We start from the raw sequence: 24,163 nt of genomic DNA on the forward strand, positions 1-24,163 counted from the left end.
AGTGCAGTCAGGCCCCTTCCACATCCGCCACCCGCTCCTGCGGCGACAGCTCCACGCCGAAGTCCCGCAGCGCCGCCTCCAGCACCGCCCAAACCGAGCGGCACAGCATGGCGCGCAACTCGTCCTCGGACAGCTCGCGTTCGGGATCCCGCATCCACTGGTTGACCGCGGTGTCCACGAACCCCACGATGCCGACCGCCACCGAACGGATCGGCGCCCCCTTCAGCCCAAGGGCCGCCAGTACGTCACTGAACCGCTCGCTCAGCATCAGCGCGATGGCCGTCTTGGTGTCCGCCACCAGCGAGCCGTCGCCCATCGAGTGTTCTGCGACGCCCATGTAGGCGTACAGGCGCGGATGTTGGGCCACCCAGTCCAGATGCGCGCCCACCACGCGGTACACGGACTCCTCGACGGTGCCTTCGAAGCTGAGCGTGGGCTCCATCCGCTTCACGAACGACTCCACGACGCGCCGGCGGATCAACTCGTCGAAGGAGGCGCGGTCCTTGAAGTGCCGGTAGAGCACGGACCGCGGCAGGCCCACGCGCTCCGCCAGGCGCTGCATCCGAAAGTGCGCGCCCTCCTCCTCGATGAGCGCGACAGCCGCGTCCACCAACTCGACCTGACGCTGTGCCTTGTGCCCGTCCCAGCGGGTGGAGCGTCCATCAATCTGCGGCTCACCGCCGGTTCTCTCCGCCATCCCCCCAGGATATCGGCCCGATCCGAACACATAACCAGGACAGCGGAGGGGTGTGAGACACACTCCTCCGCCGTCTTCGGCACTCTTCAGTACTCTTCGGCACTCTTCAGCACTCTTCAGTCCGAACGGCGCGTTTGCGCCACTTCGGCCGTGCAGTGTGGAAACGTTCCTTCTGCAAGGTGGTCGCCGCCGGGGACCTTCCGCCCCCTCCTGGGCCCCGGCGGCGCTTGCGTTCGAGCGGGTCCACGGAGCGCTCGCGGCTGTCCGCCACCCATTACAGTCGCCGCATGCGACGGCGTACGGGCCTGGCGACAGCAGGGGCAGCCGCCCTGCTCTGGGGCGAGTGGCTGAACCGGCGCTGGTCGCGCACCTTGGTGGGGAGCGCCAGGGGCGGAACCGGATCCGAGGCCGTGGTCGTGCTGGGTTTCCGCAACCCGCAGCCGACGGCGAACTTCATCAACCGCTGGCGGGTACGCGCCGGCCTCCGTTCCGTAGCCGCCGACAACGCCAGCGACACACGCGTGATCTTCAGCGGTGGCGCGGCGGCCGGGAGCCCCGCCACGGAATCCCGGTTGATGGCCGACTACGCGAAGTCGGTGCTCGCGTTCGACGCCACGCTGCTCCTCGAAGAACGGTCCACGACGACATGGGAGAACATCACGAACGTGATCCCCATGCTCGAGGACGCCGACCGCATCAAGATCGCCTCCCAGCCGGCGCATGCACTGAAGGCCCGCGTCTACCTGCGCCGACAGCGCCCCGACCTCGCCGAAAGGCTGGTGCGGGCGGACGACTGCCGACCGGGTGAGTGGCTGGTCGGCAAGCCGCTGCTGGCGCTGTACGGGCTGTGGACACTCCGCGGCCTCAGGGCCGAAGAACGGAAGGCCTCCATTTAGACGACCGCTCGGCGGCCCTCACTCTCCGGTCGTCGCCGTGGCGAGCTTTACCGCGATGCGGTTGCGGGAGTTGATGCCGAGTTTGGAGAGGATGCGTTCCATGTGGGCATCGACCGTACGGCGGGAGATGAAGAGGCGCTCGGCGATCTCCCGGTTCGACAGTCCTTCGGCCGCCAGGCGTGCCACTTCGTGCTCGCGGCGGGTCAGTGACTCCCCGGAACCCGCTCTGCGCTGGCCCGGCAACTCGGCCGGTTCCAGGACGAGTTCGTCCGCCCCGGTGAGCGCGGCCGCGAACAGGGCCTCGCGCGGTGCGGTGGCGCCCAGCTGCCACAACTGCTCGTAGACGTCGCCGCCCAGGTCCGAACGCGTCGCCTCCGCCGCCATCCGGTGGTTCTCCACGGAGACCGGAGCTCCGCTCAGCAGCTCGCCGCCGGTCGACTGCCACAGCGCGTCCGAACCGCCGAACAGCCAGGCGGCCCGCCGGTGACGGCCGTCGCGGGCCGCGGCCCACGCCATGATCTCCACCGCGTAGCCGCAGCCGATCACGTCGCCGAGAGCCGCCTTGAGCGGCAGCGCCTCCTTGAGGGCCACCTCGCTCGCCCCCGGATCCCCCTTCGAGTAGTGGCTGAGCCCCACGATGGTGTGCACGAAGCCGCGCAGCCAGCACTCCTTGGAGCCGACGCCGAGCCGGGCGAGCCCCTGGCCGCTGCGCTCCAGGGCGAGGTCGTCCTGCCCGGACAGGTGGTACTGGTATCCGGCCTGAACATCCAGGCAGACCAGGCCGACGAGGTCGCCGAGCGCCGCGAGCCGTTCATGGGCGGCCACCGCGGCCCGCTCGGCGCGATCGAAGTCGCAGGCGAACGTGTGCGCGCAGTGCAGATACAGCCAGCCGCGGGCCCGGATCAGGGACTCACCGAGCCGGTCGGCGATCTCGATGCCCTCCTTGATCTCCGGAACGGCGCCGGCCGGGTCACCCTGGAAGGTCTTGATGTACCCGCCGATGATCAACGCCCAGGCCCGCTCCGGTGTCGCCCCGGGAAAGGCCGCCGCGGCCTTCTGCTGCCAGTACCGCCCCTCCGTGAGGAGCCCCGTGATCTGCCAGTACCCCCACAGCGCCCCCGCGAGCCCGGCCCCCTTCTGCTCACGGTCACCGCGCCCGAGCGCGTACTCCAACGCCAGCCGGATGTCGGGGTGTTCGCGACGCAGGGCCTGGCAGCGCGGCAACTGGTCGTCGTCGATGAAGTGCCGGTCGAACTCGTCCGCCGCCTTGACGTACCGGGCCAGATGCCGGTCGCGTGCCGCGGTCTCCTCGCCGAATGCGGCCAGCTTCTCGGCCCCGTACTCGCGCAGGGTGTCGAGCATCCGGTAGCGGGTGGCACCGTCGACGCCGTTGCCGGGCCCGAACTCGTCCACCCGCTGCACCACGGACTTGTCGACGAGGTCGATGAGTACCTCCAGCACCTCGTCCGATCCCAACTCACCGAAGCCACACACCTCTTCGGCGGCCGAGAGGTCGAAGACGTCACCGAAGACGGAGATTCGCGCCCACAGCCGCTGCTCGCGGGCGTCGCACAGGTCGTAGCTCCAGTCGATGGTCGTACGCAGCGTCTGATGGCGCGGCAGCGAGGTGCGGCGGCCGCCGGTGAGAAGACGGAAACGGTCCTCCAGGCGGTCGATGAGCTGGTTCAGCGGCACGGCGCGCAGCCGGACGGTGGCCAGTTCGATGGCGAGCGGCATGCCGTCCAGGCGGCGGCACAGCCGCACGACGGCTTCCCGGCTGGCGTCCGTGACTTCGAATCCGGGGACGACGGCCGCGGCCCGCTGCTCGAAGAGGGAGACCGCCTCGCCGCCGGCGTCCGACACACCGAGCGGCGACAGCGGGAAGGTGTGCTCACCCGGTACGTCGAGGGGCTGCCTGCTGGTCGCGAGGACGCGCACGCCGTCGGTCTCGCGCAGCAGCACGTCCACGAGCTCGGCGCAGGCGTCCACCAGGTGCTCGCAGGTGTCCAGGACGATGAGCGCGGGCGTCTCCCGCAAGTGGTCGAGGACCACGTCCAGTTGGGGCCGCACCGACTGCTCGGGCAGGTCGAGGCAGGCGGCGAGGGTGTGCGGAAGCAGCCCGGGGTCGCGCAACGCGGACAGTTCCACCAGGCACACCGGCGCATCGGCCCCGGTGGTGCGGCCCGCGAGGGCGCGGAGCGCGAGCCGGGTCTTGCCGACACCGCCAGGACCCACCACGGTGACACATCGCTGTGTGTCCAACGCCGTTGCCAACTGGGTCAATTCAGGGGCCCGGCCGATGAAACCGGTGAGCTCACGGGGGAGTTCGCCGGGACGGCGCCGCACAATGCCGAACGTCATGCAGCGGATTTTCCCCCGCGCGCCCGGAGCGTGCGGCGGGATGCGCGAAGGTCCATACGAATCGGTGAGGTGCGGCGTAGGATCCGCGTTCGATTGCTGGGTGGTGCGGCTCAGTGGGCGTCGTCGAAGTGGTCGACGATCGCATCGGTATCCGCATCAGCCACACCCCTCGATGACAATGCCGCCCACCGCATGTCTATCTTTCTGGAATCCAGTCTCATAATCTTGAACTCGAAGGAATCCAGAACTCATGCGAAACGTCGGCTTTCTGACCATCGGCCAGTCGCCGCGCCCCGACCTCAGTGGCGGGATCGAGGCGGCACTGCCCGCCACCGCGCGCGTGCGGCACGCCGGTGTGCTCGACGGGCCCGACCCTGCGCGAGCGGCGGAGCGCCTTGCCGCCACCCCCGGGCGGCCCACCCTGATCACCCGCCTCGCGACCGGAGTCACGGTCACCCTCGACGAATCCGCCGTGGGGGAGGCCCTGCAGGATCGGGTCGACGCGCTGGAGGAGGAGGGCGTCGACACCGTGGTGCTGCTGTGCACCGGCGAGTTCCCGGCCCTGCGCGCCCGGCGTGCGCTGCTCGTCGAACCGGACGCCCTGCTGACGACGTACGTCCGTGGTGTGTTGAGCGGCGTGCCGGTGGGCGTGATCGTGCCGCTGTCGGAGCAGGTGGCCGCGGCGCGTGAGAAGTGGCGGGGTGTCACGCCGGCGCCGGAGTTCGCCACGGCGTCGCCCTACGCCGCGGACGAGACCGAACTGCTCGACGCGGCACGGGAGTTGATGGGTCGGGGCGTGGCGGCCCTCGTCCTGGACTGCATGGGATACGCGGACCGGCACCGCGAGGCGCTGCGCGCGGGCGGCGTCCGCGTGCCGGTCCTCACGTCGAGCGGGATCACCGGAGCCATGACCGGCCCGCTCCTCGCGTAGGGCGCCGCAGGTCCCCGGGTCAGCCCTCGTCGGCGACGAAGCGCAGCCAGTACGGGTCACCGATGCGCTTGCCGACGCGGGCGGCCGCATCGCGTACCGCCCTGCCGAAGCGTTCGGTCGTCTCGTCGCGCAGTTCCGGGGCCGGCAGTGCGATGCCGATGCCGAAGATCTGGCCCGTGTCGTTGTCGAGCACGGCGGCCGAGATGCCACCCACGTTCGGCACCCACTCGCCCTGCGAGATGTCCCAGCCGTCGACGCGGATCCGGGCCAGCGTGGCGACCAGCTCCTTGCGGGTCCGCGGGGCCGTACCCGTCGCCTGTCCGAGACGGGCGTCGACGAGCCGCATGACCTGCGCGTCGTCCAGGCGGGCCAGCAGCGCCCGGCCCATCGAGGTGGCGTACGCGGGTGCCCGGGTGCCCGCCGGTGTGTACGCCTGGAGGGCGCCGGCCGTGCCGATGCGCATGTGCAGCACCAACGACTCGGCCCCGTCGAGCACGTCCACGTACCCGGTGTACCCGGTGTCGGCGACGAGGCGTGCGGCCTCCTCCTCCAGCAGGGAGACGGTGCCGCGCGAGGCGCGGAAGTGGTACGAGGCCTCCATGATCAGGCCGCCGGGGCGGTAGGCGCGGGTCAGCGGGTCGCGGTCGAGGAAGCCGTACTCGGCCATCATGCTCAGCGTCCGTGACACCGAGCTCTTGGGCAGCCCGAGCTCGGCCGCGACATCGGTCACGGTGACATCGCGCTGCAGGTGCGCCATCAGGCGCAGCACGTCCCGTGCGTTGGCGAGTGTGCTCACCGGTTCCTGTGCCTCCCCCGATCGGTTTCCGGGTCCGATCGTATGCGCTCGTGCGGCGCCGCCCGCACTGCCCCGTCGTCGGGCTCATGTGCGGCTCACATCGTGAGAACTCCTCGAAGGGGCTTGACGGCACGCCCGAGGTCTATGAATGATCCAGGTCCAGATATTCGGAACTAGTTCCAGAATATAGAACTCGACAACTTCGCGACGTCGCAACCCCGCGACTCCGCGACTCCGCCAGGTCGCCGACCGGCGCCGACCGTCAGGAGCACCCATGAGCACCAACGCCGACACCGAGAGGCCACCCACGGCCGACGCCGGGGACCCGCACGACGCGGGCGGCGCCCCGCGCCGCCATCCCCGCGCCCTCGCCCCCGGCAACCTGGTCCTGACCGTGGTGCTCAGCGTGTTCGGCGCGATCGTCGGCGTGCAGCTGCTCGCCACCCTCGGCGTCACCCCGAGCACGTCGCTGATCGGCGCGCTGGCCGCGATGACGCTGGCCCGCGTCCCGCTCGTCGCCTTCCGCGGCTTCCGTTCGGTGCACGCCCAGAACCTGGCGCAGACGAGCATCTCCTCGGCCACCTTCGGCGCCGCCAACAGCCTGTTCCTGCCGATCGGCATCCCGTTCCTGTTCGGCCTGGACAACATGATCGTGCCGATGCTGATCGGCGTCTCCGTCGCGATGCTGGTCGACGCCTGGCTGCTGTACCGGATGTACGACACCCCGGCCTTCCCCGCGAGCAACCCGTGGGCCCCGGGACTCGCCGCCGCCGAGGCCATCAAGGCGGGCGACGAGGGCGGCCGGCGCGCCGGAGTGCTGGGCCTCGGCCTGGTCACCGGCCTGGCGGGAGCCGCGTTCGCGCTGCCGATGTCCGCGTTCGGTGTCGCCCTGATCGGCGGGCTCGCCTCGATGGCCGCGTTCGGCGCGGGCCTGCTGATCATCAGCTACGCCGAGCCGCTGTTCGGCCTCGACCTGAACGCCATGTACCTGCCGCACGGCATGATGATCGGCGCCGGTCTGGTCGCCTTGATCCAGGTCGGCCGCACGGTCCTCAAGACGCGCAAGACGACCGCTCCGGCCGCCACAACCGGGCCCGCTGCTGCCCCCGACGACGGCGCCCGGCGCCTCGGCAAGTCGCTGCGACTGGGCTTCGGCGCCTACCTCGCCATCTCGATCCTGCTCTCCCTCGGTACCGGCATTTTCACGCACATGAGCGTGGGCATGCTGATCGCCTTCGTCCTCTACGCCACCGTGGCCGCGTTCCTGCACGAGCTGCTCGTCGGTATCGCCTCCATGCACTCCGGCTGGTTCCCGGCCTTCGCGATCGCCCTGATCACGCTGCTGCTCGGCATCCTCGTCGGCTTCCCGCCCGAGGCCCTCGTCGTCCTCTCCGGCTTCACCGCGGCCACCGGACCGGCATTCGCCGACATGGGCTACGACCTCAAGGCCGGCTTCATGCTGCGCGGCGAGGGCGCGGACCCGGCCTTCGAACTGGAGGGTCGCCGACAGCAGTTGATCGCCGCGATGGTCGGCTTCGGCATCGCGATCGTCGTCGTGGCGGTCTCGTACCAGATGTTCTTCAACAAGGGGCAGACCGCCCCGATCGACGCCGCGTACGTCGCCGCCATCAAGGCAGGGCCGTCCGTGGAGACGGCCAAACAGCTGGCCCTGTGGGCGATCCCCGGCGCGATCGTCCAGCTCATCGGCGGCCCGAAGCGCCAGCTCGGCATCATGCTCGCCACCGGCCTGCTGATCACGACGCCCATGGCCGGCTGGATGGTCGCCGCGGGCCTCGTTGTCCGCGTCCTCGCGCCGCGCTTCCTCGGCCCCAAGGCCAAGGAGAACCTCGAGGTCTTCGCCGGCGGAGCGATCGCGGGCGACGCGCTCTATTCGTTCGGCAACGGCGTGTGGACGGCGACGAAGTAGCTCTCCGCGCCGCCACGCCCGCCCTCGCACCACTCGTCATTTCCGCACGACTCGTAGCACTTGCACCGCTCGTACCACCCGTACACCGAGAACCACCCAGGAGACCCCTGTGAAGCGACAGTTGACGCACGACGACCTCAAGGCAGCCGTCTACGGAGGCGCCGTGCTCGGCGGCGGAGGCGGCGGATTCGTCGAGCGGGGCCTGCGCACCGCCGAACTGGCCCTTCAGGTGGGCACGCCCGAGCTGTGGAGCGCGGACGAGTTCGCCGACGACGCCCTGACCGCGACCGTCGCCCTGGTCGGAGCCCCCGCCGCGCCCGACCCGCAGGTGCTGCCCACGCACCTGCTGCGCGCCCTCGAACTGCTGCGCCGCGACCTGCCGAGCCCGCTCGTCGCCATCCACACCAACGAGAACGGCGCCGAGACCACCATCAACGGCTGGTTCCACTCCGCCATGACCGGCCTGCCCGTCATCGACCTGGCCTGCAACGGCCGCGCCCACCCCTCCAGCCAGATGGGCGCGATGGGCCTGCACGCGCGCGAGGGCTACCGCTCCTACCAGGGCTACGCGGGCGGCAAGCCGCACACGTACGTCGAGGGCGCCGTCACCGGCACCCTCGACGCCACTTCGAACGTTGTCCGCCGCGCCTCCGTCGAGGCGGGCGGCTGGGTGGGCGTCGCCCGCAACCCGGTCGAGGTCGGCTACGCGACGCAGGCCGGCGCCCCGGGAGCCATCGGCTTCGCGATCGAGCTCGGCCGTCGCTTCCTGGCGGAAGGACCGACGGGCGCGGCCGCGCACCTCGGCGGTGAGATAGCGGTGACCGGCACGGTCCGCGAGTACCGCTGCGAGCAGCGAGAGGGCCTGGACATCGGCGTCGCGATCCTGGACGACGCGGCGGGCACGGAGCTGCACTTCGTCAACGAGTACATGACCTTCGAGGCGGGCGGCGAGCGCAAGGCCGCGTTCCCCGACCTGATCACGACGTTCGACGCGGCCGGGCAGCCGCTCGCCTCCGCCGACGTCGAGGTCGGCAAGGAGGTCTCCGTCCTGGTGGCCCCGGCGGCGAACCTGCTGCTCTCCTCCACGATGCACACGCCCGAGCTGTACGCGCCGATCGAGGACCTGCTCGGCTTCCCGTTCGCCCCGGCGGCGAAGGCGCTCGCCGATGCCTGAGCCGGTACGCGCCGCGGACGCCGCCCTCGTACGGGACTTCTGCGCGACGCGCTGGGACGAGGAGGTGCTCCCGCTGGTCCGGGAACACATCCGCGTTCCGGCGGTCAGCCCGGCGTACGACCCGCAGTGGGAGTCCCACGGATTCCTGGACCGGGCCGTGGAGGCCGCGGCGGCGTGGCTGCGCTCCGTGGAGGACCTGCCGGGCCTGCGGGTCGAGGTACTGCGCGCGCAGGGACGTACGCCGCTCGTCTTCTTCGAGATCCCCGGCCACGACTCGACCGCAGAGGAAACCGTCCTCTTCTACGGTCACCTCGACAAGCAGCCCGAGGGCGACGGCTGGGCCGAGGGCCTGTCGGCGTGGGAACCGGTCTTCGACGGCACCCGGCTGTTCGGCCGCGGCGGCGCCGACGACGGCTACGCGCTGCCCGCCGCCCTGACCGCCGTACGGGCCCTCGCCGCACAGGGCGCGGCCCGCCCACGCTGCGTCGGCGTCTTCGAGGCGGGCGAGGAGTCGGGCAGCCCCGACCTCGACCACTGGTTCGCCGAACTGGCCCCGCGCATCGGGGAGGTCGGCCTGGTGGTGTGCCTGGACTCCGGCGCGGGCGACTACGAACGGCTGTGGCTCGTGACGTCGTTGCGCGGCCACTGCGGTGGCACGCTCGACGTGCGCGTGCTCGACGACGGCGCGCACTCCGGGGACGCGGGCGGTGTCGTGCCGTCGACGTTCCGCGTCCTGCGCCACCTGCTGGACCGCGTCGAGAACAGCGGGACAGGCGAGCTGCGGGTGGAAGAACTGCACTGCGAGGTGCCCGACGAGCGCCGCGCCCAGGTCACAGAGGCGGCGGCCCTCCTCGGCGACCAGGTCTGGCAGCGCTTCGACTGGCACGAGGACGAGACCGGCCACCGCACAGGACCCGTCACGCACGATCCCGAGGAACTGCTGCTCGCCCGCGCCTGGCGCCCGAGCCTGGCGGTCACCGGCGCGGACGGGCTGCCGCCGGTCGCGTCCGCCGGCAATGTGCTGCGCCCACACACCAGCGTCAAACTCTCGTTCCGACTGCCCCCGTTGGCGGACAGCGCGAAGGCGCTCGCGGAGGTGGCACGCCTCCTGGAGGAGGCGCCCCCGCACGGCGCGTCCGTCCGCTTCACACCCGACCGGGTCCTGGCCGACGGCTGGCACGCCCCGCCCGAGCGCCCCTGGCTCCGCGAGGCGCTCTCCGCCGCGAGCCGCGCCTGCTTCGACGGGGCGGACGCGGCCCGCATCGGCCAGGGCGGCACGATCCCGCTGATGGGCCAACTGAGCCGGCAGTTCCCCGAGGCCCAGTTCCTCGCCTGCGGAGTCCTCGGCCCGGGCGCGAACGCCCACGGCCCGAACGAGTCGTTGCACGTGCCGTACGGCCAGCGGTTGACGGCGTGCCTGTCGCTGGCGGTGAACGCGTTCGCGCTGCGGGCGGGTGGCGCTGCGGGCTGAGGCCCGGGCGGGCGCGGATCGTCAACTTGGTCAGGCGATACGCGCCCGCCGCGGCCATCGCGTTCAACAGCGCCTCCGACACCACCTATGAGGCCGCCGCTCGCCGGCTCGAGTGAGGTGTCACCCTCACCACCTCACCGTCCGGGAACGTGACCGCGACCGTGCCCGCCGCGTCCACCGTGCACTCGATCGCCTCCCGCAGCGCCCGCGGGTGCACCGCGTCGCGCGTGAGGGCCACCAGGGTTACGTGGACGGTGGTGTCGCCCGGGTGGGGGAGGGAGCGCAGATACGGGGTCGCCGAGTGGGGGCCGAAGGCGTTCGCCGCCACCTCGCGGGCGATCCCGGCCTCCGTGTCCCAGCCGTGCAGGGCGACCACCGCGCTCGTCAGCCCCGATTCCGTGCGGGTCAGCGCCCAGCCCGGCCCCTGGTCGGTGTGCGGTCGCACGGAATCGGCGACCGCGTGCCCGCCCTCGCGGACGGTGACGCCCGCCGGGGCCTGCACCCGGTGCACCCGCAGCTCCCACGGGCCGTGCAGCACACTCGTCGACTCGATCGGGAACTGTGTGTCACTGTCCGGGAGTTGAGCGTGGTGACGGGAGGACGCACGGTGTCCCTCGCACGTGAGGGGGTGGATGCGGCGGCGGCGCGAAGGCGTGCCGTCCGGGGTGAGCAGCGCGATGTGGTTGTCGACGGTGCGGGACCAGGCGTGCGGGGCGGACTCGGGTGCGGTCGCGGTGGAGTAGGCGAGCTTGGCGTAGTGCGGATCGTCGTCGGCCGGTCCTTCGAGCGGGTTGTGGTCGCTGCCGTGGTTGACCAGGCGGACGATGCCGTCGTGCGGGGTGCCGTGCAGCAGCCAGCCCGGTGCGGGAAGGGCGGTGTACTGCGTGTCCCGCTCCACGGGCAGGGGGAGCTCGCGGTCGGTCCACACCGGGTGCTCGGCGGGCAGGAGGAGTCCCAGGAAGCCCTTGCTCGACCAGTACGGTGAGGCCGGCCCCGAGTACGGCTGGGTGGTCGGCAGGTGCGGGCCGTACCAACCCAGGGGCTGGAGTCCCCGCTCGTCCGGTACACCGCGCTCGGTGAAGTGGCGTGCCGTGCCCGATGCCAGCCGGCGTGTCAGGCCCGGCGCGAGGGGTGTGCAGTCGGCGAGCGCGCCCAGCCAGACGGGCGCCGTCGCCGCCATGCGGTAGGTCAGGGAACGCCCCTGGTGCACGGGTGCGCCGTCCGCGCCGAAGAACTGCGGGTACGTCTCCAGGAACAGGGAGAGCCGTTCGCGGTAGGTCTTCGCGCGGCCATCGTCGCTGTCCGGGCCCGCGATCCTCGCCCACAGCAGCGGGTACAGGTGCAGAGCCCAGCCGACGTAGTAGTCGAAGTTGCGGCCGTCGCCGTCGCTGTACCAGCCGTCGCCGACGTACCAGTCCTCGATCCGGTCGAGTCCGCCGTCGATGTCGCTCTGGCTGTACGGGGCGCCGACCGAGGCCAGGAACTGCTCCGACACCACCTGGAACAGGCGCCAGTTGTTGTCCCACGTGCGGGCACCAACGAAGCCCGAGAGCCAGTCGACCACGCGTTCCTGGACCCGGCTGTCGAGCCGGTCCCAGATCCAGGGGCGGGTCTCGTGCAGGCCGATCGCGATCGAGGCGGCCTCCACCATCTGCTGGGAGCAGTCAGTGAGTTCGGGCCAGGCCTCCGCGTGGTCACGGTCCGTGCCCGTTGTCAGACCCTGCGTATACCTTTCGATCAGGTGGGAGACGGCCGGGGCTTCGGTCCCGTCCGCCGTCCCCGTCGTGTCCTTGCCCGCGCCCGCGATCCGAAATGAGGCCAGCAGAAATGTCCGAGCGAACCCTTCGAGCCCGTCCAGCACCACCCCGGACCAGCTGCCCCGCCCGGGAAGCCGGTACTGCGCGAACCCCGGTGTCGCGAAAGGGGCCAGCGCCGCCAACTGCCGGTCGGCGAGGGCCTCCCAGTGTGCCCGGGTCCACCCCGTCAGCGGGGAGCGGACGCGGTCGGTCGGCGGCAGGGAGAGGTACGGGGCGGGCATGGTGGCTCGACGGCTCCTCGGTCGGGGCGGGCGGGGAGGTGGGCTGGCTGCTGTGCGGGTTTCTGTACGGGCTCCGCTACGCGAGGTCGGCGGTGTGCGTATGGCCGCGCGAGCCCGCGATGCGCACCGTGACCACCGGGCGACGGCCCGGCGTGACGGAGACCGTGTCGTCGGCGCGGACCACGTGGCGCACGGCGAAGGGGAGTTCGACGGACAGGGTGGTCCCGGTGCGGCCGGGGTCGGACACGGCGACGGTGATGCCGTCGTCCCGGCGGCGGACGAGCACGGTGCCCGGGCCGTCGGCGCGCAGCCCGTCGACGGATCCCGCCGCCCAGAAGTGCGCGGCGAGCAGCCCGAGCCGGGGTGATTCGACGGCCTGGACGGTCGCGCTGTTCGTGATGACGCGCACCGGGGCGGAGCGGGACCACGTGGCGGTCGCGGCGGCCGTCGCGCCGGGGAGCAGGACGTAGGCGTAGGAAGCGGATTCGGGGGAGGGGCCGTGATCGAACCAGAGGGTGGCGTAGCGCCGGGTGACCGGGGTGGTGGAACCGCCGGTGTCCGCGCCGGTGTTGAGGGAGCGCCAGGCCCCGGTGCGTTCCTCGCGCAGTGCACGCAGGGGGCCGCCGGCCGGGAAGACGTAGCCTCCCGTTCCCTCCAGGTGTGCCCAGCGCGCGTCGGTGAGCCGCGCCGACCAGCCCTGCTCACCGGGCTGCGGGCGGTCGTCGACGGTGAGCCGGGGAGCGCCGTCGGCGTGCAGGTTCCGGTTCTCCACGACGGTCTCGACGGTGCGGCCGTCGCCCGCGGTGATGCCGGCGCCCAGCGCGACGACCGCGTTGTCGAGGAAGAACCACGCCTTCTTGGCGCGCAGCGTCGACCCGTCGGCGATCAGCTCCATCGCCGCCGCGCCGTACTGGCCATCGAGCACCGCGCCGCCCGCGACCGCGTTCTTCGGGCGGAAGGTGTCGGTTCCCGGGGCGGTGCCGAGGTCGGCCCGTGTGCGGGTGTCCACGGTGGTTCCCGGCAGCCGGTAGGGGTTCACCGTCGGCCAGAAGTCGTCACCGAAGGCGTCGAGGTCGTCGCCGTCGTACAGGTACGTCATGCCGTCGCCGGTGTACCAGCCGTGCAGGTTCTCGCCGTTGCCCGCCTCGTACGCCGCGATGCGCTTGGAGGACAGGGACAGGGTGCACGACCAGCCGGGCCGCCGGTGCACGACCCGGTCCATGTCGGCGAACACGTGATGGCCGGTGACCCGCTCCGCGGGGCGCACCGCCGTATCCGCCATCAGGGCCTTCGCGCGGGCCAGGGCGGGGACGCCGACGAGCCGCAGGTACGGGGTGTCCCGGTTGCGCAGGATCCAGCCCTTGACGGCCGAGCGCCAGCGGTCCGCGTACGACTGCGGTGCGCCGTCCGCCAGTTGGAGGATGTACGAGGCGGTGGCCGCCCCGTCCGTGTGGTCGCGGGCGCGTTCGCGCGAGATGGCGCGGCCACGCAGCGCGTCCATCATCACGCCGTCGAGGAGCACGGGCACGAAGGAGCGCTCGACCGCCTCGTACAGCACCGTCACCGCCGGGTCGGTGACGGACCACTGGGAGTCGGCGAGCAGCGCGATCAGCTGGCCCGCGCTGCCGAGCAGGACGCCGCCGTAGGTACCGGTGTAGGCGACCGAGGAGTGCTGGACGAAGGAGCCGTCCTCGTAGAAGCCGTCGCCCGAGGTGACGTACTGGAAGAGGCTGTTCTTGCCGTCGTCGCGCACGTCCGAGAGACCGTCGCGGGCCAGCGCGACGACGTCCGGATCGCCGGCGAGCAGGCCGCGCAGGGCGACGATGACGGCCTTGTCCGCCCGGTTGGCGCCCGTCTCCGCCAGCGTGGGGGAGTTGGTGCGCCTGTCCGCGTCGGGGACGAACTTGGCGACCGTCTTGAGGTAAGCGGACAGATCCTCGGCGGGGAGGTGGGCGCGCAGCAGCACACAGGTGTCGAGCAGCGCACGCGGTGCGCCTATCTCCCAGAACCACCAGTTGCCCGATTCGGAGCGCGAGTCGTTGTAGCCGGCGGTGCGCAGGAAACGCAGCGCGTCGAGAAGCGCCTCGCGCACGGTGGTGTCGTCGGTGAGGGAGGTGCCGGGGGTCGCCCACGCCGTGGTGATGGTGCGCAGCCGTGTGTAGCTCTGGCCGAACATGCCTGGGTCGGAGGCCGGCGCCAGATCGGACCACAGGGCATTGCGTCCCGCGGAGCGGTCGAGCTTCTGCCACCAGTCGGCGGCCTGCTTGTCCAGGGCGGCCAGCGCGGCGGCGACATCCGGGTCTCCCGGGTCGACCTCGCCGCCGGTGAGCTGTTGGGCCGCCCGCGCGAGCAGCGGCTCGTAGGGGTCCTCGGCCGCGGCGGCCGACATGGCGCCGAGACCGAGGGGAAGTGTCGTCGCCACGGCGCCCGTTCCCATGAGGGCGAGGGTGCGTCGTCTGGTCAGCTGCATGGTCGGTGTTCGCCCTTCGGTTCAGTCGGTCAGCGTGGCCGGGTCGACGGACGGCTTCGGCAGCCCGAGCGCGGCGAGTTCCGCGCGCCCCTGCGCGTCGATCGGGAAGGCCCAAGTGGTGACGAAGAAGTCGGTGAGATCGCGCTCCGCGACGCGGCTCGCGTAGAGGGCGAGGGCCCGGTAGCGCCCTGCGGAGTCCGAGGAGTCCGACTGCGGGTTCTCCTCGCGCACCAGCCGGTGAAGCCGCGGCCAGAACGAGTCGCCGAACGCCAGCTCCAACTGCCGCAGCGGAACCAGCTTCTCGTACGCCCCGAAGGACTTCTCGTACGTGAGCCCGTCCGTGCCGAACTTGGCGCGGGCCGACTGGAAGGGGTTGAGCCCCGTCGCCGGGTCGGCGGTCAGCAGATTGGACGGCTGCCCCAGGGCTCGCTGCACGGCCAGGGAGTAGATGTTCACGGTGACCTCGGTCATCGCGGCGGGCTTGTACGCGAACTGCTGATGCAGATGGCCGAGTTCGTGGTAGAGCCCCCAGCCACGGGTGCGCAGCCCCTGCACCGTCGTGGCCCGGTCGAGGTACGCGCGCGGGAAGCCGTTGTAGCCGTGGGTGGCGTACGCGCCGACGCCGGACGGCACCACCGACACCTCGGTGAAGTGGTAGCCGCCCGCCTTGGGCCGATGCACGGGCTTGGAGCCGTCGAGACCGCTGATCGCCGACTCCGCGTCGATGATCTCCTCAAGGAGGCGCAGCAGCTCCGCGTGGCTCTCGTCGCGGTACAGCAGGGCGCCCTCGCGGGTCAGCGTCACGATCGAGCGCGGGCCGTGCAGCTCCACGACCGGCACATCCGTCAAGGTGTCCAACTGGCTCTGGAAGTCGGCCTCTTCGGTGCTTCCGAGGGTGAAGACCGGCATGGGTGTGCTGCCGCTCTTGAACGCCACCGTGGCTCTCTCCCCGTTGCCCTCCAGGGAGAAGTAGACGGGGCCGCCGTGCGGGTCGGTGACCGTGTTGGCGCCGGCCTTGAGTGGGTAGCTCCGCGGAGCGGTCAGGGTGGCGTAGTAGTCCCACCGGCCGATCCACACGGTGGGCAGTACGCCGTCGTTGGGCTGCACGTCCAGGCGCAGCGGGATGCCCGCCGCGACATGGCGGCCCGTCGGCTGGAACTCGGAGGCGCGCAGGGCCTGTCCGAGGCGCAGCCGTTCGGCCTCGGCCGACGGGCGGGCGGTCAGCCGCGCGGTCGTGGAGGCGGCGGCCTGCGCGGAGCCCGTGCCGAGGGTGAGCGCGAGGCCGCCGGCGGCTCCGGCACCGGCCAGCGCGGTGAGCACCGTGCGCCGCCCGGGCCCGGGGCGCGCGTCGGGGTGGCCGGCGGCGGCGTGGACGTGGGAGGACGTGTCGGCAGGGCGCATGCAGGGACTCCCCAGGAGACGAAGGACGTCGGAAGGATGAGCGGGACGTGGTGCGTGCGAACTGGGCGCCAGCATGTAAGCGTTTGCTGCCGGGTGGCAAGGTGCTGGAGCGATTTTCTGCTCGTTACTACGTCAAGAAGCCCTGAATCAAGCAGGATTGCGCAACCGTGCGGGGTGCTGCGGTACGGCGACGGCTGCGGCTCAGGCCTGCCGACGGCTCCCGCTTCTCCCGCGGCCACGCGCCGCCGCCGGGGGTGCCACGGAGTCACGGACCACGATGTGCGTGCCCAGACGCAGCGTGCCGGTCGTGGGGGCGCGCCAGTCGTCCTCGTCCCCGCCGTTCAGGGCGACCCGCACGGCCTGTCGGCCCATCTCCTCCAGCGGGATGCGGACCGTGGTCAGGCGCGGCCGCAGTTCCTGGGCCACCGGAATGTCGTCGTAGCCGACCAGCGACACGTCCTCCGGTACCCGAAGCCCGGCCTCCTCCAGCGCCTGCGCGGCCCCGGCGGCGACGATGTCGTTGGCCGCGAAGACCGCCGTGAACTCCGGTCCGTCCCGCAGCAGTTCGCTCATGCGTCGGTAGCCGAAGGACCGGCCGAAGGCGCCCGGCTGCTCCAGCTCGGGGACGCGGTCGATGCCGCGCAGCTCGAGCGCGCGCCGGTGCCCGGCGAGCCGGTCGCGCGCCGTCGACAGCGCGGGCGGGCCGCCCAGGTAGAGGATCCGCCGGTGCCCCCGGGTGATCAGATGGTCGGTGATGGCGAACGCGCCGCCCTCGTTGTCGTACTCCACGTCCACCGTGGGCACACCCACGCCGAGCGAGGGGCGCCCGCACAGTACGAGCTTGGCGCCGTCCGAGGCCAACTCGTGGGCCCTGCGCGAGAGTTCCGCGCGGTAGTCGGGATCGTCGACGCTCCCGCCGACCAGCACCACCGCGTCCGCCCGACGCTCGTGCATCAGCTCGATGAAGGCCAGCTCGCGCTGCGGATCGCCCTGCGTACAGCACACCAGACACAGCCGGTCGCCCGCGGTCGCCTCGCGTTCGACGCCGCGCGCGATGTACGCGTAGAACGGGTCGATCAGTTCGCTCACGATGATGCCGACCGTGCGCCCCGAACTGCCGGCGAGGGCGCGGGCATGGGCGTTGGCCACGTAACCCAGCTCGCGCGCCGCCGCTTCGACGCGCTCGCGGGTGGCCGCGGCGACCGGGTAGTTGCGGTTCATCACGCGGGAGACGGTGGCCGTGGAGACACCGGCGTGCTTGGCGACGTCGACCACCGTCGCGCGGCGCCGCTCCCGGTGACCGGAGCCGCCGGGCGCCGTCGATCGTTGCCGGGCCATCCGGCCCACCCCCTGGTGATCCTGCCGTGCCGTCGCTGCTCCGCCCGCCCCAGAGCTTATGCCGTGCGGGGTGGGCCCGGTCACGCGATGTGCTCCAAGTCGTCGAGGCGGACGGGGTGGTCGAGTGGAGCGCCGTGCGCGTACCGGGTGAGCTCGTCGACGGCGAGCGCGCCGAGCCGCCCCACCTCGTTGCCCTGGGCGCCCGCCATGTGCGGCGTGATGAGGACGTTGGGCAGGTCCCACAGCGGATGGTCGGCGGGCAGCGGCTCCGGGTCCGTCACATCGAGCACGGCGTCGATCCGCCCGCTGACCAGGTGCTCGACCAGGGCCTCGGTGTCCACGAGGGGCCCGCGCGCGGTGTTGACCAGCAGGGTGCCGGGACGCAACAGGTCCAGGCGGCGGGCGTCGAGCAGCTGCCGGGTCTCGTCGGTGTCGGGCGCGTGCAGGGTGACCACGTCGCTCGCGGTGAGCAGGGTGTCCAGGTCGGTGCGGGTGACGCCGAGCAGGACGGCCTCGGTGTCCTCGATGTACGGGTCGTACAGGAGGACCTCGACGTCGAGCGAGCGCAGCAGCCGCACCACCCGGCGGCCGACGTGCGAGGCGCCGACGACCCCGACGGTGAGGCCGCGGGTGCCGAGCCAGTGGTGCCGGTCCAGGTCGGCATCGGTGCGGTGGGTGCGCCGTGTGCGGAAGAGATGGGCGAGCGGGAAGGCCCGCTTGGCGCCCATGATGATCGCCGCGAGGGTGAACTCGGCGACCGGCACGGCATTGGCGGCGGCGGCCGACGACACCGCGATACCGCGCTCGTAGGCCTCCCGCCCCAGGAACGGCTTGACGGTGCCGGCCGCGTGGATGACCGCGCGCAGCCGGGGCGCGCCGTCGAGCACGGTGGTGTCGATGGGCGGGCAGCCCCAGCCGGTGAGCAGCACCTCGCACTCGGCGAGCGCGGCGCGCGCCTGTGGGCTGGTGAACTCGCGCAGGACGTGCGGCGGCCGGATGTCGGCCGTGTCCTCGAGCCGGACCCGTACGGCGGGTGGGAAGACGTCGTCGACGACCGAGGAGTGCATCGCCAGAACCGTACGGGGCCGCCGCGGGGGCGGTGTGGTGCCGATGGCCGAAGCCTCGGCCCCGGTCGACACCTCGTCAGTGGTACGCACCCTGCCTCCGGACAGTAAACGTGTTCTATCAGGTGACCGCACGCTAAGGACACTGCCGTACGACCGTCAACCCAAAAGCCAGACCCAGTCCGTGAGTTGGCAGGTCAGAGACTCAAATCCCGCGCAGAACGCTCGTATTGGAGGGCCATCGACATGCAGCGCTTGCCCGGATCTATTGACGGCAGGGTTAAACGCTTACTAACTTGCCGCCGCAGTAACGCAGTTCTTGCGTCACCCGGCCGAACAGGACCGCCCCATGACTGCTTCCGCGCCACCCTCAGCCGTGCCCGGCACCATCCGCAGAACCCTGTGGCAGCGCGTCAAGCGCGACAAGGTGATGCTGCTGCTCTGCCTGCCCGGCTTCCTGTACTTCGTGGTGTTCCACTACGTGCCGCTGCTCGGCTACATGGTGGCCTTCCAGGACTACCAGCCCTATCTGGGCTACATGCACAGCGCCTGGACCGGCTTCGCCAACTTCGCGAGCGCCTTCGCCGACCCCGACTTCTGGTCGGCGACCGCGAACACGCTGGAGATCGCGCTCGTCCAACTGGTCCTGTTCTTCCCGGTGCCGATCGGGCTCGCGATGCTGCTCAGCAGCATCGTCAGCGACAAGCTGCGGCGCTTCGTGCAGAGCGTCGTCTACCTGCCGCACTTCATCGGCTGGGTCATCATCGTCTCGATCTTCCAGCAGATCCTCGGTGGCGCGGGGGCGGTCCCGGACCTGCTGGAAGCGGTCGGCCTGCCGCACTACGACATGATGACCGACCCGAATGCCTTCCCCTGGCTGCTCGCGCTGCAGGTCATGTGGAAGGACGCCGGCTGGGGCACCATCATCATCCTCGCCGCGCTCCTGAACATCGACCGCGGCCTGTACGAGGCGGCTGCCATGGACGGCGCCGCGCGCCGGCGCCGGTTCTGGCACGTGACGCTGCCCGGCCTCGCCCCGGTGCTCGTACTGCTGCTGATCCTCAACCTCGGCAACATTCTCACGGTCGGTTTCGAACAGATCCTGCTGCAGCGCGACGCCGTCGGCCCGGGCGCCGGCGAAGTGCTCGATACCTACGTCTACTTCCACGGCATCAAGGACAACCAGTGGGGCACCGCGGCCGCCGTCGGTCTGGTGAAGGCGGTCATCGGCACGGCCCTGGTCATCGGCGCCAACAAGTTCGCCCACCGGCTCGGACATGAAGGGGTGTACAGAGGTGCTGACCGCTGAGACGACCGCGGTGGGGACGCGCCGCAAGGCCACGCCCGCCGCACCGGACGCCGGACCCGGCGAACTCCGTCCTTCGGGGGCCCGCCCGCCCTGGATGGAGCGCCCCACCAGGGTGGGACTCGCCCTCAAGGGCCTCGCCCTGGTCGTCGTCGTGGCCCTCGTCGCGTACCCGCTGCTCGGTGTGATCGGGACGAGCTTCGCCTCGCAGACCGACATCATCCACGCCAACGGGCTCGTCCTGTGGCCCGACCACCCCAACCTCGACGCCTACCGCACGGCCTTCACCGGGGGCCGGGTCACCCGCGCCCTGTTCGTGAGCATCGCGGTCACCCTCGCGGGCACCGTCTGCAGCCTGCTCGCCACCATCGGCATGGCGTACGGCCTGTCGCGGCGCGGCATCGTCGGAGGCCGCTTCCTGCTGATGACCGCCCTGTTCACGATGCTGTTCAACGCGGGCGTCATCCCCAACTTCCTGCTGGTCAAGGAGCTCGGCCTCTACAACACCTTCGCCGCCCTGGTCCTGCCGACCATGGTCAGCGCCTTCAATCTCGTGGTGATGCGGGCGTTCTTCATGAACCTGCCGGAGGAGCTGTACGACGCCGCGAAGGTCGACGGCGCGGGCGACTTCCGCACCCTGATACAGGTCGTGCTGCCCCTGTCGAAGGCGGTCATCGCCGTCGTCGGCCTCTTCTACGCGGTCGCCTACTGGAACGCGTACTTCAACGCCCTGCTCTACCTCGGCGACAACGACAAGTGGCCGCTGCCCATGGTGCTGCGCACCTTCATCCTCCAGGGACAGAACCTCGACACGGCCGCGGCCGGTGAGGCGATAGCCCCGCAGCAGGCCGTGCAGATGGCCGTGCTCGTGATCGCGGTCGTGCCGATCCTGCTCGTCTACCCGTTCCTCCAGCGCTACTTCACCAAGGGCGTCCTCACCGGCGCCGTCAAGGGCTGAGAAGGCCCTGGGGCTGTCGTCGAACTCCCGTCTGCGCCGCGACCCCAGGGCCCGCACACCGGCCGCCACCCCCCCCGACTTCCGTGTGCCCCTTCACGTTGAGGAGACTTCGCATGCCCGGCACCACGACCATGAACCGCCGCACCATGCTCCGCTGGGGTGTCGGCGCCGGGCTCGGCGTCGCCGCCGCGCCCCTGCTCGCCGCGTGCGGCGACGGCGGCACGGCCGCCAAGGCGGAGGCCAAGAGCGCCAAGCTGCTGCCGGCCACGGCCATCCGCAACATCGGCATCGAGGCCGACCTGCCCGGCACCGTCGCGGGCGTGCCCGCCGCGTTCCTGAAGTACCCCACCGAGATGGCCCGGGCCACCAAGGGCACCCCGCTCAAGGGAGCCAAGAAGATCACCGCGGTGACCGAGACCTTCGCCCCGCTGCCCCCGGAGCGCGGCAAGAATGCGGCCTGGCGGGAGATAGAGAAGCTGCTGGGAACCAAGGTCGACTTCACGGCGGTGCCGGCCGACGACTACCCGGCGAAATTCTCCACGATGGTCGCCGGTGACCAGCTGCCCGACATCTTCATGTACCCGGAGACCGGCGGCGTCGACAACAAGGCGGCCTTCCTCGCCTCCACGTGCGCGGACCTCACCCCGCACCTCGCCGGAGGCAAGGTCAAGAAGTACCCCAACCTGGCGGCGATCCCCGAGTACGCCTGGAAGGAGGCCATCTTCGGCGGGAAGCTCTACGGCATCCCGATCGCCAGGTCCGGCAGCGGCGGCGCCGGCTTCTACCGCGCGGACCTGTTCAAGCAGGCGGGCGTGGACAGCCTCGACGAGATCGACAGCCTGGAGCGGCTCGTCGAGCTGGCCAAGGAGCTGACCGACACCAAGAAGAAGCAGTACTTCTTCGCGGGCAGTGGCACGAACCTGCTCGCCATGTCGGCCGGCGCCCAGTACTTCTGGACGCACGACACCAAGTCCGGCAAGTGGACGTACCAGTTGGAGGACGAGGCCTACCGGCACGCCGTCGAGACGGCCGCCAAGCTGTACAAGGCGGGCTGCTTCTACCCCGGCACCGTACAGATGTCGGGCGCCCAGAAGGCCCAGTACACCGACCTGTTCAAGAACGGCAAGGCCGCGTACGTGTACGACGGCATGCCCTCCTACCTCACCACCGGCACCGGGTACGTCGACGCGATGAGTGCCATCGACAAGTCCTTCGACGTCCGCCCGATGGTGCCGGTCGGCAAGGACGCGGTCGCCTGGAGCGACAACCCCTCCCTGGAGAACTGCCACATCACCAAGGCGAGCCGGGGCCGGGTCGAGGAGATCCTGCGGCTCGCCGACTTCGCCGCCGCGCCCTTCGGCTCGCTCGAGTACACCCTCATGAACTACGGCGTCGAGGGCACCGACTACAAGCGCGACAAACACGGCACGCCCGTCCTCACCAAGCAGGGCACGCAGGACGTCACCGTGCCCTGGACCAAGCTGGCCTCGGCCGCCCCCGCCTTCTTCAGCGCCACGCACCCCGAGGCGGCCCGCTACGCCCACGAGGCGTACACGAAGCTCATTCCGATGCTCGCCGAGGACCCCACCCGCGGCTACACCTCTCCCACCTGGGACTCCAAGGGCCTCGGCAGCCTGTACACGATCCATCTCGACGGCGTGAAGGACCTCGTCACCGGGCGCAAACCGCTCTCGTCGTACGACGCCCTGGTCAAGAAGTGGCGCAACGCGGGCGGCGACAAGTGCCGCGCCGAGTTCAAGCAGGCCGCCGAGCAGGGCGGGAAGAAGGGGGCCAAGTGAGCACCAGCAGACGCACGTTCCTCACCGCCGCGACCGGAGCGGCGGTCGCCGTCCCCCTGTTCGGCGCCCCGGCGCACGCCGCGGGCTTCGACCCCCGACCCGGCTCCGACGGCGTCGGCGACCCGCTGTTCCCCACCCTCGGCAACGGCGGCTACCAGGTCGACCACTACGACCTCACCTTCGACTTCACCCCAGGCACCTACGACTTCACGGCCTCGGTGACCCTGCGCGCCCGGGCCACCCACGACCTGTCGGCCTTCAACCTCGACACGGACGGACACACCATCGACTCCGTCACGGTCGAAGGACGGCAGGCACGCACCGCCCTCACCCTCGGCCAGTCCGGCCAGGAACTGACCGTCACCCCGGCCGCACCGATCCACAAGGGCACCCCGTTCACGACCACCGTCCGCTACCACGGCAACGGCAAGGCGCCACGGGCCGGGCTCACCGGATGGCGCTTCGGGACGGACGGCGGATTCGCCTCCGCCGTGCAGTCCTCGCGCGCGGACACGTTCCTGCCGTGCAACGACACCCCGTCCGACAAGGCCACCTGGGCCTTCCACATCACCGCGCCCAAGGGCTACATCGCGGCGGCCAACGGCGAGTTGACCGGCAAGGACCACCGCGGCGACGGCTCCACCGTGTGGCACTTCGCGCTGCGCGAGCGGATGCCCACGGAGCTGCTCGGTATCGCCGTGGTCAAGGGCACGTACCTGTATGGCAGTTCGCACACCGGGCTGCCGCTGCGGCACATCGTCCCGCAGGGCCGCGAGGACTTCTACGCGCCGATCGTCGCCCGCACACCGGACCATCTCGCGTGGCTGGAGGCGAAGTTCGGCCCGTACCCGTTCTCCGTCTACGGCGTCCACATCTACGACGGGTACACCGACGCCCTCGAGAACACGACGCTCACCCTGATGGGCACCAACTGGTTCAAGGACGACGCGGCCGGCCACCCCACGTACGAGAACACCATGGTCCACGAGCTGACCCACCAGTGGTTCGGCGACAGTGTCACCCCGCACGACTGGCAGCAGGCCTGGCTCAACGAGGGGCCCGCGGTGTACTACGCGGCCCTCTACAGCGAGGAACGGGGGTGGTCGCGGATGGCCGACAAGATGCAGACCACGTACGAGAAGCTGGACGCGATACGCGCGAGTGACGGGCCGCCGGGGCTGCCCAAGGCGCTCGGCGGAACGAACATCTACGACGGCGGCGCGCTCGTGCTGTACGCACTGCGACTCCACGTGGGGCAGCGGAAGTTCGACCGGGTGATGGGGTTGTGGCCGCGGCGCTTCCGAGACCGGACCGTCACCAGCGAGGACTTCATCCGGCACGCGGTGGACGTGACGGGGGAGCGGGGAGTTGATCCGTTCCTGCGGGAGTGGTTGTTCGGGGCGAAGAACCCGCCGATGGCCTGATTTTAAGCCCCTCCGGCGATTGAGGAGCGGGGTCCGGGGCGGAACCCCGGGGCGTCGGAGCGCAATTGCCAGAGGGATCACGAGGGGCCCACTACTCACTTCACCTGAACGA

Annotated in this window: 17 protein-coding genes; 9 read left to right on the forward strand and 8 right to left on the reverse strand. The window is 71.1% G+C overall.

The window, feature by feature from the left end; translation table 11 throughout:
* Window positions 1-7: 7 nt before the first annotated feature.
* Window positions 8-697, reverse strand: a complete 690-nt coding sequence (locus OG746_RS41730; RefSeq protein ID WP_266724294.1) for a TetR/AcrR family transcriptional regulator — start codon at window positions 695-697, stop codon at window positions 8-10.
* A 287-nt stretch (window positions 698-984) separates the two neighbouring features.
* On the opposite strand from OG746_RS41730, the gene OG746_RS41735 reads away from it, so the two are divergent.
* Window positions 985-1,593 carry a YdcF family protein gene (locus OG746_RS41735; RefSeq protein ID WP_266724296.1) on the forward strand — a complete coding sequence of 203 codons (609 nt, stop codon included), beginning with the start codon at window positions 985-987 and terminating at the stop codon, window positions 1,591-1,593.
* 18 nt (window positions 1,594-1,611) lie between these two features.
* Here the strand turns inward: OG746_RS41735 and OG746_RS41740 are convergent, their stop codons facing one another.
* Window positions 1,612-3,954, reverse strand: coding sequence for an ATP-binding protein (locus OG746_RS41740; RefSeq protein ID WP_266724298.1), 2,343 nt, complete (start codon window positions 3,952-3,954; stop codon window positions 1,612-1,614).
* A 250-nt stretch (window positions 3,955-4,204) separates the two neighbouring features.
* Between OG746_RS41740 and OG746_RS41745 the strand changes: the two genes are divergently transcribed.
* Entirely contained in the window at window positions 4,205-4,885 is a 681-nt protein-coding gene (locus tag OG746_RS41745) for an AroM family protein (protein ID WP_266724300.1), read from the forward strand.
* A gap of 19 nt (window positions 4,886-4,904) precedes the next feature.
* Here the strand turns inward: OG746_RS41745 and OG746_RS41750 are convergent, their stop codons facing one another.
* Window positions 4,905-5,681 carry an IclR family transcriptional regulator gene (locus tag OG746_RS41750; RefSeq protein WP_266724302.1) on the reverse strand — a complete coding sequence of 259 codons (777 nt, stop codon included), beginning with the start codon at window positions 5,679-5,681 and terminating at the stop codon, window positions 4,905-4,907.
* Between the two features lie 274 nt (window positions 5,682-5,955).
* Here OG746_RS41750 and OG746_RS41755 point away from each other — a divergent pair, with 274 nt between their 5' ends.
* The 3 genes from OG746_RS41755 to OG746_RS41765 all read left to right on the forward strand — a co-directional run bounded on the left by OG746_RS41755 (window position 5,956) and on the right by OG746_RS41765 (window position 10,253).
* Window positions 5,956-7,608 carry an OPT/YSL family transporter gene (locus OG746_RS41755; RefSeq protein ID WP_266724304.1) on the forward strand — a complete coding sequence of 551 codons (1,653 nt, stop codon included), beginning with the start codon at window positions 5,956-5,958 and terminating at the stop codon, window positions 7,606-7,608.
* 109 nt (window positions 7,609-7,717) lie between these two features.
* Entirely contained in the window at window positions 7,718-8,782 is a 1,065-nt protein-coding gene (locus OG746_RS41760; RefSeq protein ID WP_266724305.1) for an S-methyl thiohydantoin desulfurase domain-containing protein, read from the forward strand.
* Window positions 8,775-10,253, forward strand: coding sequence for a M20/M25/M40 family metallo-hydrolase (locus OG746_RS41765; protein ID WP_266724306.1), 1,479 nt, complete (start codon window positions 8,775-8,777; stop codon window positions 10,251-10,253). The genes OG746_RS41760 and OG746_RS41765 overlap by 8 nt, the downstream gene beginning before the upstream one ends.
* An 85-nt stretch (window positions 10,254-10,338) precedes the next feature.
* On the opposite strand, the gene OG746_RS41770 is transcribed toward OG746_RS41765, so the two are convergent.
* The 5 genes from OG746_RS41770 to OG746_RS41790 all read right to left on the reverse strand — a co-directional run bounded on the left by OG746_RS41770 (window position 10,339) and on the right by OG746_RS41790 (window position 18,567).
* Entirely contained in the window at window positions 10,339-12,291 is a 1,953-nt protein-coding gene (locus OG746_RS41770; protein ID WP_266724307.1) for a DUF2264 domain-containing protein, read from the reverse strand.
* A 76-nt stretch (window positions 12,292-12,367) separates the two neighbouring features.
* Window positions 12,368-14,761 carry a polysaccharide lyase 8 family protein gene (locus tag OG746_RS41775; RefSeq protein ID WP_266724309.1) on the reverse strand — a complete coding sequence of 798 codons (2,394 nt, stop codon included), beginning with the start codon at window positions 14,759-14,761 and terminating at the stop codon, window positions 12,368-12,370.
* A 21-nt stretch (window positions 14,762-14,782) separates the two neighbouring features.
* On the reverse strand, window positions 14,783-16,162 hold the full coding sequence (locus tag OG746_RS41780) for a M60 family metallopeptidase (protein ID WP_266724311.1): 1,380 nt from the start codon (window positions 16,160-16,162) through the stop codon (window positions 14,783-14,785).
* 201 nt (window positions 16,163-16,363) lie between these two features.
* Window positions 16,364-17,500 carry a LacI family DNA-binding transcriptional regulator gene (locus OG746_RS41785; RefSeq protein ID WP_266724313.1) on the reverse strand — a complete coding sequence of 379 codons (1,137 nt, stop codon included), beginning with the start codon at window positions 17,498-17,500 and terminating at the stop codon, window positions 16,364-16,366.
* 80 nt (window positions 17,501-17,580) lie between these two features.
* A complete protein-coding gene (locus tag OG746_RS41790) occupies window positions 17,581-18,567 on the reverse strand; it encodes a hydroxyacid dehydrogenase (protein ID WP_443063243.1) in 987 nt (328 codons plus the stop codon).
* Window positions 18,568-18,913: 346 nt separating this feature from the next.
* Between OG746_RS41790 and OG746_RS41795 the strand changes: the two genes are divergently transcribed.
* From OG746_RS41795 to OG746_RS41810, 4 genes are all read left to right on the forward strand, one after another.
* Window positions 18,914-19,873, forward strand: a complete 960-nt coding sequence (locus OG746_RS41795) for an ABC transporter permease (RefSeq protein WP_266724316.1) — start codon at window positions 18,914-18,916, stop codon at window positions 19,871-19,873.
* Between the two features lie 94 nt (window positions 19,874-19,967).
* Window positions 19,968-20,828, forward strand: a complete 861-nt coding sequence (locus OG746_RS41800; RefSeq protein WP_266725733.1) for a carbohydrate ABC transporter permease — start codon at window positions 19,968-19,970, stop codon at window positions 20,826-20,828.
* A 113-nt stretch (window positions 20,829-20,941) separates the two neighbouring features.
* Window positions 20,942-22,627, forward strand: a complete 1,686-nt coding sequence (locus OG746_RS41805) for a type 2 periplasmic-binding domain-containing protein (protein WP_266724318.1) — start codon at window positions 20,942-20,944, stop codon at window positions 22,625-22,627.
* Window positions 22,624-24,051, forward strand: coding sequence for a M1 family metallopeptidase (locus OG746_RS41810; RefSeq protein WP_266724320.1), 1,428 nt, complete (start codon window positions 22,624-22,626; stop codon window positions 24,049-24,051). Before OG746_RS41805 ends, OG746_RS41810 begins: the two co-directional genes overlap by 4 nt.
* The last annotated feature ends 112 nt before the right edge of the window (window positions 24,052-24,163 follow it).

Origin of the sequence: Streptomyces sp. NBC_01016 (assembly GCF_026341035.1) — a bacterium.
In the GTDB taxonomy this organism is placed as follows: domain Bacteria; phylum Actinomycetota; class Actinomycetes; order Streptomycetales; family Streptomycetaceae; genus Streptomyces.

Excerpts from the sequence above, each read along its gene's own strand:
- OG746_RS41730 (WP_266724294.1), bottom strand. The coding sequence starts at position 697 with ATGGCGGAGAGAACCGGCGGTGAGCCGCAGATTGATGGACGCTCCACC.
- OG746_RS41735 (WP_266724296.1), top strand. The coding sequence starts at position 985 with ATGCGACGGCGTACGGGCCTGGCGACAGCAGGGGCAGCCGCCCTGCTC.
- OG746_RS41740 (WP_266724298.1), bottom strand. The coding sequence starts at position 3,954 with ATGACGTTCGGCATTGTGCGGCGCCGTCCCGGCGAACTCCCCCGTGAG.
- OG746_RS41745 (WP_266724300.1), top strand. The coding sequence starts at position 4,205 with ATGCGAAACGTCGGCTTTCTGACCATCGGCCAGTCGCCGCGCCCCGAC.
- OG746_RS41755 (WP_266724304.1), top strand. The coding sequence starts at position 5,956 with ATGAGCACCAACGCCGACACCGAGAGGCCACCCACGGCCGACGCCGGG.
- OG746_RS41765 (WP_266724306.1), top strand. The coding sequence starts at position 8,775 with ATGCCTGAGCCGGTACGCGCCGCGGACGCCGCCCTCGTACGGGACTTC.
- OG746_RS41770 (WP_266724307.1), bottom strand. The coding sequence starts at position 12,291 with ATGCCCGCCCCGTACCTCTCCCTGCCGCCGACCGACCGCGTCCGCTCC.
- OG746_RS41775 (WP_266724309.1), bottom strand. The coding sequence starts at position 14,761 with ATGCAGCTGACCAGACGACGCACCCTCGCCCTCATGGGAACGGGCGCC.
- OG746_RS41780 (WP_266724311.1), bottom strand. The coding sequence starts at position 16,162 with ATGCGCCCTGCCGACACGTCCTCCCACGTCCACGCCGCCGCCGGCCAC.
- OG746_RS41785 (WP_266724313.1), bottom strand. The coding sequence starts at position 17,500 with ATGGCCCGGCAACGATCGACGGCGCCCGGCGGCTCCGGTCACCGGGAG.
- OG746_RS41790 (WP_443063243.1), bottom strand. The coding sequence starts at position 18,567 with ATGCACTCCTCGGTCGTCGACGACGTCTTCCCACCCGCCGTACGGGTC.
- OG746_RS41795 (WP_266724316.1), top strand. The coding sequence starts at position 18,914 with ATGACTGCTTCCGCGCCACCCTCAGCCGTGCCCGGCACCATCCGCAGA.
- OG746_RS41800 (WP_266725733.1), top strand. The coding sequence starts at position 19,968 with ATGGAGCGCCCCACCAGGGTGGGACTCGCCCTCAAGGGCCTCGCCCTG.
- OG746_RS41805 (WP_266724318.1), top strand. The coding sequence starts at position 20,942 with ATGCCCGGCACCACGACCATGAACCGCCGCACCATGCTCCGCTGGGGT.